Below are 13,688 nucleotides of genomic sequence, written 5' to 3' on the forward strand. Positions count from 1 at the left end.
GTGTGGCTAAGAGTTTGACCTACCGCACGGTAATTCCGCAACAATAGCCGACTCTTCCCATTCGGCGGGTCGCGGTAAAGGATGCCGCCATTGGGCACGGAGCGCGGGAGCGCGACGTTGAGGAGTGGCGTGGGTCACAACCCGGAACAAGGGACACGTTTTGTTACTTGAGCCAGACACGCTCAACCAACATGATGGCAGGTGTTCGATGGCAACTCTTCCGGTACTTCCTCTGACCGACGCCGTCCTGCTGCCCGGGATGGTCATCCCGGTGACCCTCGACCCGACCACCCAGGCCGCCGTCGACGCGGCCCGCGCCACCGGCGACAAGGAACTCCTGGCCGTACCCCGCATCGACGGCGAGTACGGCTCCGTCGGCGTCGTCGCGACGATCGAGAAGGTGGGCCGGCTGCCCAGCGGCGAACCGGCGGCGGTCGTCCGCGGTCTCGCCCGTGCCCGCATCGGCTCCGGCGTGCCCGGTCCCGGCGCCGCGCTCTGGGTCGAGGCGACCACACTCGACGAACCCGCCCCGGCCGGGCGCGCCCGGGAACTCGCCCGCGAGTACCGCGCGCTCATGACCTCGGTCCTGCAGCAGCGCGGCGCCTGGCAGGTGATCGACGCGATGGAGCGGATGACCGACCTGTCCGAGCTGGCCGACTCGGCCGGTTACGCGCCCTGGCTCAGCCTGACGCAGAAGACCGAACTGCTCGCCGCGCCGGACGTCACCGCCCGGCTGGACCTGCTCGTCGGCTGGGTCAAGGAACACCTGGCCGAGCAGGAGGTCACCGAGCAGATCAACAGCGACGTCCGCGAGGGGCTGGAGAAGTCCCAGCGCGAGTTCCTGCTGCGCCAGCAGCTCGCCGCGATCCGCAAGGAACTCGGCGAGGACGAGCCGGACGGCTCCGCCGACTACCGCTCCCGGGTGGAGTCCGCCGACCTGCCGGAGAAGGTACGCGAGGCGGCGCTGCGCGAGGTCGGCAAGCTCGAGCGGGCCAGTGACGCCTCACCCGAGGCGGGCTGGATCCGTACCTGGCTGGACACCGTCCTGGAAATGCCGTGGAACACGCGTACCCAGGACAACACCGACCTGGCCGCGGCCCGTGCCGTGCTCGACGCCGACCACGCCGGCCTGGCCGACGTGAAGGACCGCATCCTGGAGTACCTCGCGGTGCGCAACCGGCGCGCGGAGCGCAACCTCGGCGTGGTCGGCGGACGCGGCTCCGGCGCCGTGCTGGGCCTCGCCGGCCCGCCCGGTGTCGGCAAGACCAGCCTCGGCGAGTCGGTCGCCCGGGCGCTGGGCCGCACCTTCGTCCGCGTCTCCCTCGGCGGTGTCCGGGACGAGGCGGAGATCCGCGGCCACCGGCGCACCTACGTCGGCGCGCTGCCCGGCCGGATCGTGCGGGCGCTGCGCGAGGCCGGCTCGATGAACCCGGTCGTGCTGCTCGACGAGGTCGACAAGCTGGCCGCCGGTTACGCCGGCGACCCGGCCGCCGCCCTGCTGGAGGTGCTCGACCCGGCGCAGAACCACACGTTCCGCGACCACTACCTCGAGGTCGACCTCGACCTGTCCGACGTGCTGTTCCTCGCCACCGCGAACGTCGTGGAGGCGATCCCCGGCCCGCTGCTGGACCGGATGGAGCTGGTCGCGCTGGACGGCTACACCGAGGACGAGAAGGTCGCCATCGCCCGCGACCACCTGCTGCCCCGGCAGCGGGAACGGGCCGGGCTGACCGCCGAGGAGGTCACCGTCGCCGACGAGGCGCTGGCCCTGATCGCGGGCGAGTACACCCGCGAGGCGGGCGTCCGGCAGCTCGAACGGGCCCTCGCCAAGATCCTGCGCAAGGTGACAGTCGCGCTGGCCGGCGACCCCGCGCCGGTGCACGTGGACGCCGGCAACCTGGCCCGGTACCTGGGCCGGCCGAAGTTCACCCCGGAGTCGGCCGAACGCACCGCCGTGCCCGGCGTGGCGACCGGCCTGGCCGTCACCGGCGCCGGTGGGGACGTGCTGTTCATCGAGGCCACCACCATGGAGGGTGAGCCGGGGCTGACGCTCACCGGCCAGCTCGGCGACGTGATGAAGGAGTCCGCGCACATCGCGTGGTCGTACCTGCGGTCGAACGGACGGCGCTACGGGCTGGACCCGAACGCGCTGGCCGGGCGGCGGATCCACCTGCACGTTCCGGCGGGCGCGGTACCGAAGGACGGCCCGAGCGCCGGCATCACCATGGTGACCGCGCTGGCGTCCCTGGTGACCGGACGACCGGTACGACCCGAGTTCGGGATGACCGGCGAGGTGACGCTCTCCGGCCGGGTGCTGCCGATCGGCGGGGTGAAGCAGAAGCTGCTCGCCGCGCACCGGGCCGGTCTCACCGAGGTGATCATCCCGAAGCGCAACGAGCCGGACCTGGACGACCTGCCGGCGCAGGTGCGGGAGGCGTTGACCGTGCACACGCTGTCCGACGTGGCGGACGTGCTCGCGCTGGCGCTTCGCCCGGCCGAGATCGGCACCCAGGCGCTGGACGGCCCGGCGCTCGCCGCGGCCTGACGACAGTCGCCCCGGCCACCGTACCCACGGTGGCCGGGGCGCCGTCGTACCCGGCTGCCGGTCGCGCCGGGCTCAGCGGCGGTCGCGCCGCTCGTAGCCGCGGTCGCGGCGCTCGCCCGGGCCGTCGCCGTCCCGGTCCCGGCGCACCGTCGCCTTGCGCCCCTTGATGGTGGTGCCGCGCAGCGCGGCGATCACCTCGTCGGCCACCCCCTGCGGCACCTCGACCAGCGAGAACCGGTCGGCGATCTCGATCGAGCCGATGTCCCGGCCGCTGACCCGGGTCTCCCCGGTGATCGCGCCGACCAGGTCCTGCGGACGCACCCCGGCCCGGCGGCCCAGCCCGATGAAGACCTGCGTCGCCCCGCCGGTACGCGGACGGCCCGGGCCCCGGCGGTCGCCCCGCCCGCCGGTCTCCGGCCGGCCCTCGCGCGGGCCCCGGACCGGGACCTGCGGGATCTCCTCCTCGTCGTCCGAGCCCGGCGACGTCGCCTCGTGCGCCAGCTTCACCGCCGCCAGCGCCACCTCGACCAGGTCGAACTCGTCGGTGAGCGACTCCACGATCGCCCGGTACGGGTCGAGGTCGTCCTCCAGCAGGCTCTCCCGCAGCGCGCCCTGGGTCAGCTCCAGCCGCCGGGTCCGCATGTCCGCAACCGTGGGGATCTTGTCGATGGCGATCCGCTGGCCGGTGACCCGCTCGATGGTCTTGAGCATCCGGTGCTCACGCGGCTCGGCGAGCGTGATCGCCACGCCCTCCCGCCCGGCCCGGCCGACCCGCCCGATTCGGTGCACGTACGACTCGGGGGCCGACGGCACGTCGTAGTTGACCACGTGGGTGAGCTGCTCGACGTCCAGCCCTCGGGCGGCCACGTCGGTGGCGACCAGCAGGTCCGCCGTGCCGGCGCGCAGCCGGCCCATCACCCGGTCCCGCTGCTCCTGGCTCATCCCGCCGTGCAGCGCCTCGGCCCGGTAGCCCCGGCCGTTCATCGTCTCGGTGAGCCGGTCCACCTCCTCGCGGCTGCGGCAGAACACGATCGCCGCGGTGGGCGACTCCACGTCCAGCACCCGGCCCAGCGCGGCCGGCTTGTGCCCCCGGGCCACGATGTACGCGCTCTGCCGCACCCGGGGCGCCTCGCCGGCGACCGGCCGCTCCCGCTCGATCCGGATGCGCACCGGGTCGGTCAGGTGCTGCCGGGCCAGCCCGTCGATGCGGGCCGGCATGGTGGCCGAGAACAGCACCGTCTGCCGGCCGGCCGGGGCGTGCTCCAGGATCGCCTCGATGTCCTCGGCGAAGCCCATGTCGAGCATCTCGTCCGCCTCGTCCAGCACGACGGTGGTCAGCGCGCCGAGCCGCAGCGTGCCCCGGGCGATGTGGTCCAGCGCCCGGCCCGGCGTCGCCACCACCACGTCCACCCCGTGGTCGAGCGCGCGCAGCTGCCGGCCGATCGGCTGCCCGCCGTAGATCGGCAGCACCCGGGCGCCCAGGTCCTTGCCGTAGCGGTGGAACGCCTCGGAGACCTGCACGGCCAGCTCCCGGGTGGGCACCAGGACCAGCGACACCGGGTCGCCCTCGGCCCGGCCGACCGGCATCCGCTGCAGCAGCGGCAGCGCGAACGCGGCGGTCTTGCCCGTACCGGTGGCCGCCTGGCCCAGCAGATCCTGCCCGGCCAGCAACGGGGGGATGGCCTCCCGCTGGATCGGCGTCGGTTCCTCGTACCCGAGCGCGGACAGCGCGCCCAGCAGCTCGGTGCGGAGCCCGAGATCGGCGAAGGCGAAGGCGTCCTCGGCGTCGTCGGGCACGGCGGGGTCGGTCGGGGTCGGTGCGGCGGTCATGCGACAAGTTTTTCATCACCGCCGAGCGGCGGTCGCGGCGACCGGGGCAAACGTTCGCCGCGCCACCCGTGTGCCGTCCCCTCCGGGTGATCCGGCGCGGCCCCGTGCCCCCGCCGGATCACCGGGACAGGACGGCGGATCACCGGGACAGGACGGCGGATCACCGGGACAGGACGGCCAGGAGCGTGGTGAGGCCCACACCGACGTCGAACACCGCGCACCACAGCGCGTACCCGCGCGGCACCACCGTGCCGGTGCGGTGGTACCAGGCGTCCCAGGCGGCGTGGACGAGCCAGCCCACCCCGACGATCACCCCGGCGAGGTCGGCGGACGCGATCATCGCCACGACCGCCAGGCCGCCCCACACGGCCGCCCCGGCGAGCTGCGCCGCCAGCGCGCGCCGGTCACCCCACTGCCGCCGCCAGGTGCCGATCAGCAGGTAACCGGCCGGCAGGACCAGCAGCGTCCACGGCGCGAAGACCGTGGGCGCGAACCACATGTCCACGGTCAGCAGCAGCGCCAGCCCGGCGGGCCACCCGCGCGCCACTGCGGCCGCGACCGGGTGCCGGCGCGGCCGGGCGACGGCGGTGTGCCGGTGCCGCAGGGCCACCAGCAGCATCGCCGGCACCATCAGCAGGTGGCCGCCGAGCAGCAGCGTCCCGTCTCCGACCCACCCGGCCCACCAGGGCGGGAGCAGCAGCAGGAACGGCACGTACATGGCCGCCGACATCTCCGCGGTGGCGGCCCGGCCGTCCCCCCGGTACCACATCCAGGCGGCCATGCCCGCCGCCATGTTCGTCGCCATCACCAGCGCGGCCACGTCCGGCCGCGCCAGCACCGCCGCGCCGCCCAGCAGGTTCCCGCCCACCCGCCACAGCGGCCCGAGCAGCACCATCCCGGCCACCATCGCCACCACCATCCCGGCCAGGTGCCGGGTCCGCGCCCACCCGGCCCACCGCCGGGGTACGACCACAGTCATCTCCGTCATGCCCCGACCCTGCCGCCGCCCGGCGCACCGCAGAAGGCGCATCTGCCATCGGGAAACCGTGCGGATCGCACGGTCCGGCCGTGACGTTTCCCAGGGGTGGGCGAGCCGGTCCACGCCCTAGGATCAGCGGGCATGAGCGTCGATCCGGCGGACCACCGGCTGCGCCGGGCCCGGCGGGTCACGCTGCTGTCGCTGGCCACGAACGTGTGGACCACGGTGCTGCTGCCCGCCGTCGGCCTGGCCCGCGAACCCGACCCGGTACGCGTCGCGCTCGGCGCCGCCGGGCTGCTCGCGTTCACCGTCGCCCAGATCGGGGTGCTGCACGCCGCCGTCACGCCGTGGCTGCCCGTACCGGACCGCCGTCGCCGGCACGCCGCGCTCACCGTGGCGGCGCTGCTCAGCCTGCCGCTGCTCGGCCCGGTCGCGGCCGGCTCCTGGCCCACCTGGGCCTGGCTCGGGGCGTCCCTGGTGGGCATGACGCCGCTGCTGTTCCGGCCCGTCGTCGCGGCGGTGGCGGCGGCCGGCGTCCTCGCGGTGTCCGCCGTCGTCACCGGGGTGACGGGTGGGCCGGTGCCCACGGCACTGCTGGTCACCGGCACGGTGGGCGCCGGCATCGCCGCGCTCACCTGGGTGCAGGTCTGGTTCTGGGACCTGCTCGTCGAGGCCCGGCAGGGGCAGGCCGCCCAGGCGCGGCTGGCCGCCGCCGAGGAACGGCTGCGCTTCGCCCGGGACGTCCACGATCTGCTCGGCCACGACCTCACGGTGATCGCGCTCAAGGCCGAGCTGGCCGAGCGGCTGGCGCCGCGCGACGCCGCGAGGGCCGCCCGGGAGGCGGCGGAGGCCCGGCGGCTGGCCGGGTCGGCGCTGACCCGGGTACGGGCGGCGGTGCACGGCTACCGCGCCGTCGACCTGGCTGAGCAGGCCGCCGCGGTGGGGGAGGTGCTGCGCTCCAGCGGCGTCCGCACGACGGTGGTCCCGCCCGCCGGTGAGGTGCCCGAGGCGGTCGCCGCCGACCTGGCCGCGGTGCTGCGCGAGGCCGGAACCAACGTGCTGCGGCACAGCCGGGCCGGCTGGTGCCGGATCGAGATCACCCGGGAGGACGGCGTGGTGACAGTGACCGTCAGCAACGACGGCGTCGGTGCCGGCACCGGACCGGACCAGCTCAGCGGCGGCCTGCGCGGCCTCGCCGACCGGCTCGCCCCGGCCGGCGGACGGGTCCGGGCCGAGGCCGCCGACGGCGTGTTCAGCCTGGTGGCGACGGTACCGGTGACGCCGTGATCCGGGTGCTGCTGGCCGACGACGAGGAGCTGATCCGGCTCGCGCTGGCCGCGCTGCTCGACCTGGAACCGGACATCGAGGTGGTCGCGCACGCCCGCGACGGACGCGCCGCCCTGGACGCGGCGCTGGCCCACCGCCCCGATGTCGCCGTGCTCGACCTGGAGATGCCGCCGCCCGGTGGCGTCGAGGTCGCCGCCGAGCTGACCCGGGCGCTGCCCGGCTGCGCGCCGGTGATCCTCACCGGACACGGCCGGCCCGCCCAGCTCCGGCCGGCGCTCACCGCCGGCGTACGCGGGTTCCTCGCCAAGGGCGCTCCGGGCGGTGCGCTGGCCGACGTGATCCGCCGGGTGCACTCCGGCGCGCGTTACGTCGATCCGGCGCTCGCGGCCGACGCGCTCACCCTGCCGGAGTGCCCGCTCACGCCGCGTGAGCTGGAGACGCTGCGGCTGGCCGAGCTGGGCACCCCGGTAGCGGTAATCGCCCGGCGTACCCACCTCGCCGCCGGCACGGTCCGCAACCACCTGAGCGCCTGCGTGCAGAAGCTCGGCGCCGCCGACCGGGCCGAGGCGGTACGGCGGGCGCGGGAGGCCGGCTGGCTCTGACGTACGGGGCGTCGCGGGCGGTCGCCGGCGACTAGCCTGATCACGTGCGGACGGTCGAACTGCTCTGCTCTCCCGAACTGGAAGCGGCGGTTCGCGCTGCCTGGGACCGGCTCGCCGCCGCCGGGCTGCCCAGCCTGGCCCGCAACACGCACCCGACGAACCGGCCGCACCTCACGCTCGCCTCGGTGGAGGAGTTCCCGCCCGGCGCCGAGCAGCGCCTTGCCGACCTCTGCGACGCGGCGCTGCCGCTGCCGGTGCGGCTGGGCCGCGTGACGGTGCTCGACGGCAGCGCGCCGCTGGTGTGGCTGGTCCGGCCGACACCGCAGCTCGTCGCGCTGCACGGCGCGGTGTGGGACGTGCTCGCCGAGGCGCCCGGCGGGCACTCGTGGCACCAGCCCGGCCGGTGGGTGCCGCACCTGAGCCTCGCGCTGCGGTTCGGCGCGGCGGACCGGCGCCGCGCCCGGGCGGTCGCCGGGGCGCACCCGCCGTCCGGGGCGTTCGTGGCGGCGCGCAGCTACGACGGCGACACCCGCACGGTCAGCGAGCTGACCACCGCCTGCCCGCGTTCCGGCCGCTGAGCCGCCAGGCCCTTGCCCTTCGCCGGAAACAGCCCTACTTTGCATCGATGACCATCAGCGAGGGGTCTCACCCGGGCCCGCCGCTCGCCGGCCTCGGCGATCTGCGGCCCGAGGATCTCGGTGGCATCACCTACCTGCGGGGACTGTCGAGGCGAGGCTTCCTCACCGGGGCCGCGTTGGCGGCGTCCGGGGTGTCTGCCGCCTTCGCGCTGCTGCCCGCCTCCGCCCGGGCCGCCGGCACCTATCAGCGGCCGTGCGGAAACGTGCGCATCTCGAGTTCGTGGCAGGACCACCGGAGCCGGACGCCGCCCTCGGCCGAGCCGGGCACCGACTACGCGGTCGGCACCGGAACCCCGGTCGTGGCCGCCGCGAACGGCACGATCCGTCTCGTGAAGACCGACACCTCCACTGCGACCGGGCGCGTCGTGGGGATGGCCCACGACGACGGCAACTACACCCGGCACCTGCACCTGTCGAGGATCATCGTCACCGCCGGTCAACGTGTGTCGCGCGGCCAGACGATCGCGTACTCCGGCGCCTCGGCGAACGGCAGCGACGCCGGTGTCGGGCCGCACGTGCACACGAGCCTCTGGCTGAACACCGGCAGCCCGACGGACTTCCGCGCGACGGCGGATTTCGAGAACCATGTCGGGGACGTCGCCAACCCGAACCCGCCCGACCAGGAGGCAGACGACGTGTTCATCGCGAACGTGAAGGGCAACTGGTACCTCGTGGTGCCGCAGGGGACCGGTAGGCCGCGGGCGGTGGTCCTCGGCGGCGACAGCAATGCCGCCGCGTCCGGCATCCCCGTCCTGAACTTCAGCTGGGACCCGTCGATCAACGCGCTGAGGGCCGCTGTCGACGGCATCGGCTGAGGCGGCCAGGCGCGCCACGACCGCCCCTGCCTGCGACGAGGCAGGGGCAGTCGTGGCCGGCACCGGCGGGCGTCAGCGGTGGAAGCGCAGGTAGTCGAACTCGGCGGTCACCGCGGGCGTCGCGCCGCCGTGCGCCACCAGCCCGATCCGGGGCGTCGTGTCGGCGGGGAACGTCCACACCGCGCCCCACGTCCAGCGCTTGCCGTCGCGGCTGGACCCGGCCCGGAACTCGTGCTCCCCGTTCACCGGGTCGACCCGGTGCGCCAGCCGCAGCCAGGTGGTGGTGCCGGGGGTGCCGACGATGCTGCCGCCGTACACGGGTTGCCCGGCGAAGGGCAGCTCGTAGCCGTACTCGACCTGCCGGGTGTTCCAGATCGCCACCTGGGTCAGCCGGGCGAAGCGGTCGTCGTCGACGTACGCGACCAGGCCCGCCTGCTGGTAGTTGCGGACGCTGTCCTCGCCCAGGTCGAGCGTCACCTTGGTCTCGGCGACGTAGTTCCCGGCGGGCGCGTCCCGCAGCAGCACCCCGGCGGTGTTGCCGGTGCCGGACAGGTCGGCGTCCTGCACCGGCCAGCGCAGCGCGCCGCCGAACACGGTGGCCGCCGGGTCCTGGCGGACCCACTGCCAGGCCGGGCCGAGCCCGCCGGTGAACTCGTCGGAGTAGCCGCGCAGCACCGGGCCGACGCGCGGGTCGCCGACGGTGTGCCGGGCGGGATGGTACAGCCGGGCGACGCTGACGTTGTCGAACTCGGCCGGGCCGCCGTCCGCGCGCACGGACAGCTCACCGGGTGCCGGGCGGGGAAGCCGGACCGTCACCCGGGCCACCGGGTCGCCGAGGCGGGACGGGCTGAGCGTGGCGACGAGTTGCCGCCCGCGTACCTCGATCGCGAGATTGTGCCGGTCGCGCAGGTCGAGGCCGGCGGGCAGCGCGGTGGACGCGGCGCCCGCCGTGAGCCGGCCGCGCCCGACGCGGACGTCCACGCCGTGCAGCCGCAGCCCGGCGGTGGTCGCGCCGGTCAGCCGCAGGTCGGCCTCCGCGCGCAGGTCACCGCCGATGCGGGTACGCGAGGTGAGCGTGCCGCTGCCGGTCAGCACCCCGCCGGTAGCCTGCCACCGGCCGCGCTCGGTCCGCCAGCCGCGCAGGTCGGCGGTGGCAAAGCGGGCGTCGACCGGGCCGGTGGTGACCGGCGCGGGCCGGATGCTGTCGGAGGGACCGGCGCCCGCGTTCGCTGTGGGCCACCCGTCGATCCAGTCGAGGCGGTCCAGGAGCATCGGCCGCTCGTTGACGCCGAACGGCTCGTCCAGGTACGGGTCGGCGCGGTCGATCGCGTGGTAGGCGATCCAGTCCTGCCCGGACAGGTCGGTGAGGACCGCGTTGTGCCCGGTGCCGATCCAGCGGTTGCCGTTCTGGGTGAGCACCGGTGTGCCGCCGGCCCGGGACACGTCGAGGCGCTGCCCGTCGCGGTCGGTGAACGGGCCGCGCGGGTCTCGGGACCGGCCGACCTGGACGGAATAGCCGGTGGCCGGGCCGGCGCAGCAGTTCGCGGTGGACGCGAACAGGTAGTACCAGCCGTCGCGGCGCAGCACGTACGCGCCCTCGAACTTGTTGTCGATCGCGACCGGCGTCGGCGTGCCGACCGCGCGCAGCCCGTCCGGGGACAGTTCGGTGACCGAGATGCCGCCGTAGTAGCTGCCGTAGTAGAGCCAGTGGCGACCGTCCGCGCCGGTGAGCTGGCTCGGGTCGATCGTCCACAGGTAACCGCCGCCCGCCCCCGGACGCGGCGCGACCACCGGTGTGTCGGCGAACGTCCACGGGCCGGCCGGGCTCGGCGCGGTGGCCACGCCGACGGCGGTGTCGAACGTGTCGTCGGAGACGGTGGTGTCGGTGACCGTCATGTACATGACCCAGCGCCCGTCGACACGCCGCACGTCCGGCGCCCAGAACGCCGAGCCGGGCGCGGCGTAGGCGGGCCGCTGGTCCGGGGCGAACGCGTCGGCGACGTAGGTCCAGTCGACCAGGTCGGCGGAGCGGGCGATCGGCACCCGGTGGACCTGGCCTTCGCCCTCGCGTAGCGGGTCGGAGGTGCCGAAGGCGTACCAGAGTCCGTCGTCGCCGCGCACCACGACCGGGTCGGCGAAGGTGTCGGCGAACCCGGCGGAGACCGGGTTGCGGTAGCGGTCGGGCCCGGCGGCGGACGCGGGGGCCGCGCCGGCGAGCAGAAGCGTGAGTACGGCGGCGAGCGCGCCACCGCGGCGGAGGTGTCCCATCGGGCCTGCCCTCGGGATAGACGGAGGTGCGGTGCCACCGTTCTACAACGTTGGAGAGACCGCTGTAAAGAACCCCGGCACCGTTCGGCGCGGCCCGAACCGTGCCCGTGTCAGCATGGGCCGATGACCACTGGCGCCGACGGGCGCGGACTCGCCGGGTTCGCCGCGCTGCTCGCCGACCCCACCCGGGCCGGTTTCTGCCTCGCCCTGCTCGACGGCCGCGCCTGGACCGCCGGGGAACTGGCCCGCGCCGCCGGGGTGGCCGCGTCCACCGCCAGCGACCACCTCACCCGGCTGGTCGCCGGCGGCCTGCTCGTCGAGGAGCGGCAGGGCCGCCACCGGTACGTCCGCCTCGCCGACCCGGGCGTCGCCCAGCTCGTCGAGGACCTGGCCGCGCGGGCGCCCGCCCCGGACACCCCGCCCCGCACGTTGCGCGCCGCGTCGGCCGGGGCCGCCCTCGCGTACGCCCGCACCTGCTACGACCACCTGGCCGGGCGGCTCGGCGTGCTGCTGCACGACGCCCTGCTCGACCGTGGCGTGCTCGACCGCACCGGCGGCCTGGCGCTGACCGGGGACGGCATGAGCTGGCTGGACCGCCTCGGCGTACCCGTCGAACCGCTGCGCGCCACCCGGCGACCGCTCGTCCGCGACTGCCTGGACTGGACCGAACGGCGTCCACACCTGGCCGGCGCGGTCGGGGCGGCGCTGTGCGGGCGCTTCCTCGACCTCGGCTGGACCGTGCGCGGGACCGGCCGGGCGGTACGCCTCACCCCGGCCGGGCGGGACGCGCTGGCCGACGCGCTCGCGCTCGACCCGGCGCTGCTGGCCCCGCCCGCCGGCCGAGACAGCGGCCCGGCCCGCGCCTGACCCGGTTCGCGCCCGCGCGGATCGTTCGGCCGGCACCGAACCGTTCCCGCCCTACGGTCGGGCGATGCGACTACCGACGATCACCGCTGCTCCGGGCACACCGCCCTGCGGGCCGCCGACCCTCGGCGACGACGGCTGGGTGGTCACCCGGCACGCCGACGTCCTCGCCGCCCTGACCGACAGCCGCTGCGTGGTGCCGTCCGTCCCGGACGGGCCGGTGGGCACGCTCGCCTGGCTGCGGGCCTCGGTGAGCCGGTTCAGCCCGCCGGACCGGCATGCCGCGCGGCGAGCCGTCGGCGTGGCAGCACTCGACGCACTCGACCCGGAGGAACTGCGCCGTCACGCCGTACGACTGACCGAGCGGATCCTCGACCTGCCGGGCGAGGAGGACGTGACGCCGGCTCGGCGCGTACCCCTGCTCGTGCTGGCCGAGCGGCTCGGCCTGGCCAACCCGGCGGCCGCCACGGAGGTGGTGGCGGTGGCCGCCGCCTACCACCCGGGCGCCGACGCGGCGGCCGAGCGGCGGGCGGACCGGGCGGTCGCCGCGCTGCTGGTGATGTCGCCACCGGCCGCGGCCGAGGTGACCGCGAACCGGCTCGGTCTGCTCGTGCAGGCCGCCGACGCCACCGCCGGGCTGATCGACGCCGCCGTCCGGCACGGACGCGCCGCGCCGGACGGGCTCGCCACCGCCACGCTGCTCGCCGAGGTGCTGCGGCTGGACCCACCGGTACGGGCCACCCGCCGGGTCGCCGCCGACGCGCTGAGCCTGGGCGGCCAGAGCGTGCGGGCGGGGGACCGGCTGCTGCTGCGGTTCGACGCGGCAAACCGTGATCCGGCCGTCTTCGACGAGCCCGACCGGTTCCGGGCCCAGCCGGCCGGCGGGGTGCTGACCTTCGGCGCCGGCCATCGGGGTTGTCCGGGGGAGCGGCACGCGCTCGCCCTGGCGACAGGCGTCGTCGACGTCCTGCGCCACGCCTCCGGCCGGCTGACCGAGGGGAGCCGGCGATGACCGACAGGTACCGCGCGTTCCGGGAGCTGCACCGGCCCGGCGACCCGCTGCTGCTGCCGAACGCCTGGGACCACGCCTCCGCCGCGGCGCTCGCCGAGCGGGGATTTCCGGCGATCGGCACGACCAGCCTGGGCGTGGCGGCGGCCGCGGGCCGGCCGGACGCGGTCCGCGCGACCCGCGCCGAGACGCTGGAGCTGGCGTACCGGCTCCGAGGGCTGCCGGTGCTGCTCACCGTCGACATCGAAGACGGCTTCCACGACGACCCGGCGGAGGTGGCGCGCTTCGTCGGCGAGCTGGCCGCGCTCGGCGTGGTCGGCGTCAACCTGGAGGACGGCCGCCCGGACGGGCGCCTGGCCCCGGCCGAGCACGTCGCCGCCACGATCGCGGCCGTCCGCGCCACCGTGCCGCGGATGGTCGTCAACGCCCGCACCGACGCCTGGTGGCTGGGCGTGCCGGCGCCGCTGGCCGAGGCGCGGCGGCGGGCGGCGGCGTTCCGGGCCGCCGGTGCCGACTGCCTGTTCGTGCCGGGCGCGCCCGACGACCTGGTCGGCGTGCTCGCCGCCGAGGCGGGGTTGCCGCTGAACGTGCTGTACCGGCCGGGCGGCCCCGACCCGGCCGCCCTCGGCCGGCTCGGGGTGGCCCGGGTCAGCACCGGCTCGCTGCTGTTCCGGGCCGCGCTCGGTGCGGCCCTGCACCTGGCCGACGCGATCGGCGCCGGGCGCGACGCGGGCCTGCCGGCACCACCCGGGTACGACGAGGTGCAGGCGCTGGCCCTGCGGCACGCCACCTGATCGGGCACATCGGGGGAGATGGGAAGAATCCCGCCTTCTTCGGTCTTTACGGTGTGT

The 13,688-nt window shown here is 75.7% G+C and carries 11 protein-coding genes; 8 read left to right on the forward strand and 3 right to left on the reverse strand.

Annotated features, from left to right (window positions below; translation table 11 throughout):
- Positions 1–208 precede the first annotated feature (208 nt).
- A complete protein-coding gene (gene lon / locus O7607_RS25610) occupies positions 209–2,545 on the forward strand; it encodes an endopeptidase La (protein WP_269705756.1) in 2,337 nt (778 codons plus the stop codon).
- Between the two features lie 72 nt (positions 2,546–2,617).
- On the opposite strand, the gene O7607_RS25615 is transcribed toward lon, so the two are convergent.
- Positions 2,618–4,375, reverse strand: a complete 1,758-nt coding sequence (locus tag O7607_RS25615; protein WP_269705757.1) for a DEAD/DEAH box helicase — start codon at positions 4,373–4,375, stop codon at positions 2,618–2,620.
- Between the two features lie 160 nt (positions 4,376–4,535).
- Positions 4,536–5,363, reverse strand: coding sequence for a hypothetical protein (locus O7607_RS25620; RefSeq protein ID WP_269705758.1), 828 nt, complete (start codon positions 5,361–5,363; stop codon positions 4,536–4,538).
- A 132-nt stretch (positions 5,364–5,495) separates the two neighbouring features.
- Here O7607_RS25620 and O7607_RS25625 point away from each other — a divergent pair, with 132 nt between their 5' ends.
- The 4 genes from O7607_RS25625 to O7607_RS25640 are packed head-to-tail and all read left to right on the forward strand — an operon-like array spanning position 5,496 to position 8,696.
- Positions 5,496–6,641: a sensor histidine kinase gene (locus O7607_RS25625; protein ID WP_269705759.1), complete on the forward strand. Its 1,146-nt coding sequence runs from the start codon at positions 5,496–5,498 to the stop codon at positions 6,639–6,641.
- Positions 6,638–7,243: a response regulator transcription factor gene (locus O7607_RS25630; protein WP_269705760.1), complete on the forward strand. Its 606-nt coding sequence runs from the start codon at positions 6,638–6,640 to the stop codon at positions 7,241–7,243. The genes O7607_RS25625 and O7607_RS25630 overlap by 4 nt, the downstream gene beginning before the upstream one ends.
- A gap of 44 nt (positions 7,244–7,287) precedes the next feature.
- On the forward strand, positions 7,288–7,821 hold the full coding sequence (locus O7607_RS25635; protein ID WP_269705762.1) for a 2'-5' RNA ligase family protein: 534 nt from the start codon (positions 7,288–7,290) through the stop codon (positions 7,819–7,821).
- 47 nt (positions 7,822–7,868) lie between these two features.
- Entirely contained in the window at positions 7,869–8,696 is an 828-nt protein-coding gene (locus O7607_RS25640) for a M23 family metallopeptidase (protein ID WP_269705763.1), read from the forward strand.
- Positions 8,697–8,768: 72 nt separating this feature from the next.
- Here O7607_RS25640 and O7607_RS25645 read toward each other — a convergent pair whose 3' ends face one another.
- Positions 8,769–10,964 carry a family 43 glycosylhydrolase gene (locus tag O7607_RS25645; protein ID WP_269705764.1) on the reverse strand — a complete coding sequence of 732 codons (2,196 nt, stop codon included), beginning with the start codon at positions 10,962–10,964 and terminating at the stop codon, positions 8,769–8,771.
- 123 nt (positions 10,965–11,087) lie between these two features.
- Between O7607_RS25645 and O7607_RS25650 the strand changes: the two genes are divergently transcribed.
- The 3 genes from O7607_RS25650 to O7607_RS25660 all read left to right on the forward strand — a co-directional run bounded on the left by O7607_RS25650 (position 11,088) and on the right by O7607_RS25660 (position 13,631).
- Positions 11,088–11,831: an ArsR/SmtB family transcription factor gene (locus O7607_RS25650; protein WP_269705765.1), complete on the forward strand. Its 744-nt coding sequence runs from the start codon at positions 11,088–11,090 to the stop codon at positions 11,829–11,831.
- Positions 11,832–11,895: 64 nt separating this feature from the next.
- Positions 11,896–12,840 (forward strand): cytochrome P450, encoded by a 945-nt coding sequence (locus tag O7607_RS25655; protein ID WP_269705766.1) that lies wholly within the window; start codon positions 11,896–11,898, stop codon positions 12,838–12,840.
- Positions 12,837–13,631, forward strand: coding sequence for an isocitrate lyase/PEP mutase family protein (locus tag O7607_RS25660; RefSeq protein ID WP_269705767.1), 795 nt, complete (start codon positions 12,837–12,839; stop codon positions 13,629–13,631). Before O7607_RS25655 ends, O7607_RS25660 begins: the two co-directional genes overlap by 4 nt.
- Positions 13,632–13,688 lie beyond the last annotated feature (57 nt).

The sequence above is a fragment of the Micromonospora sp. WMMA1949 genome, assembly GCF_027460145.1.
In the GTDB taxonomy this organism is placed as follows: Bacteria; Actinomycetota; Actinomycetes; order Mycobacteriales; family Micromonosporaceae; genus Micromonospora.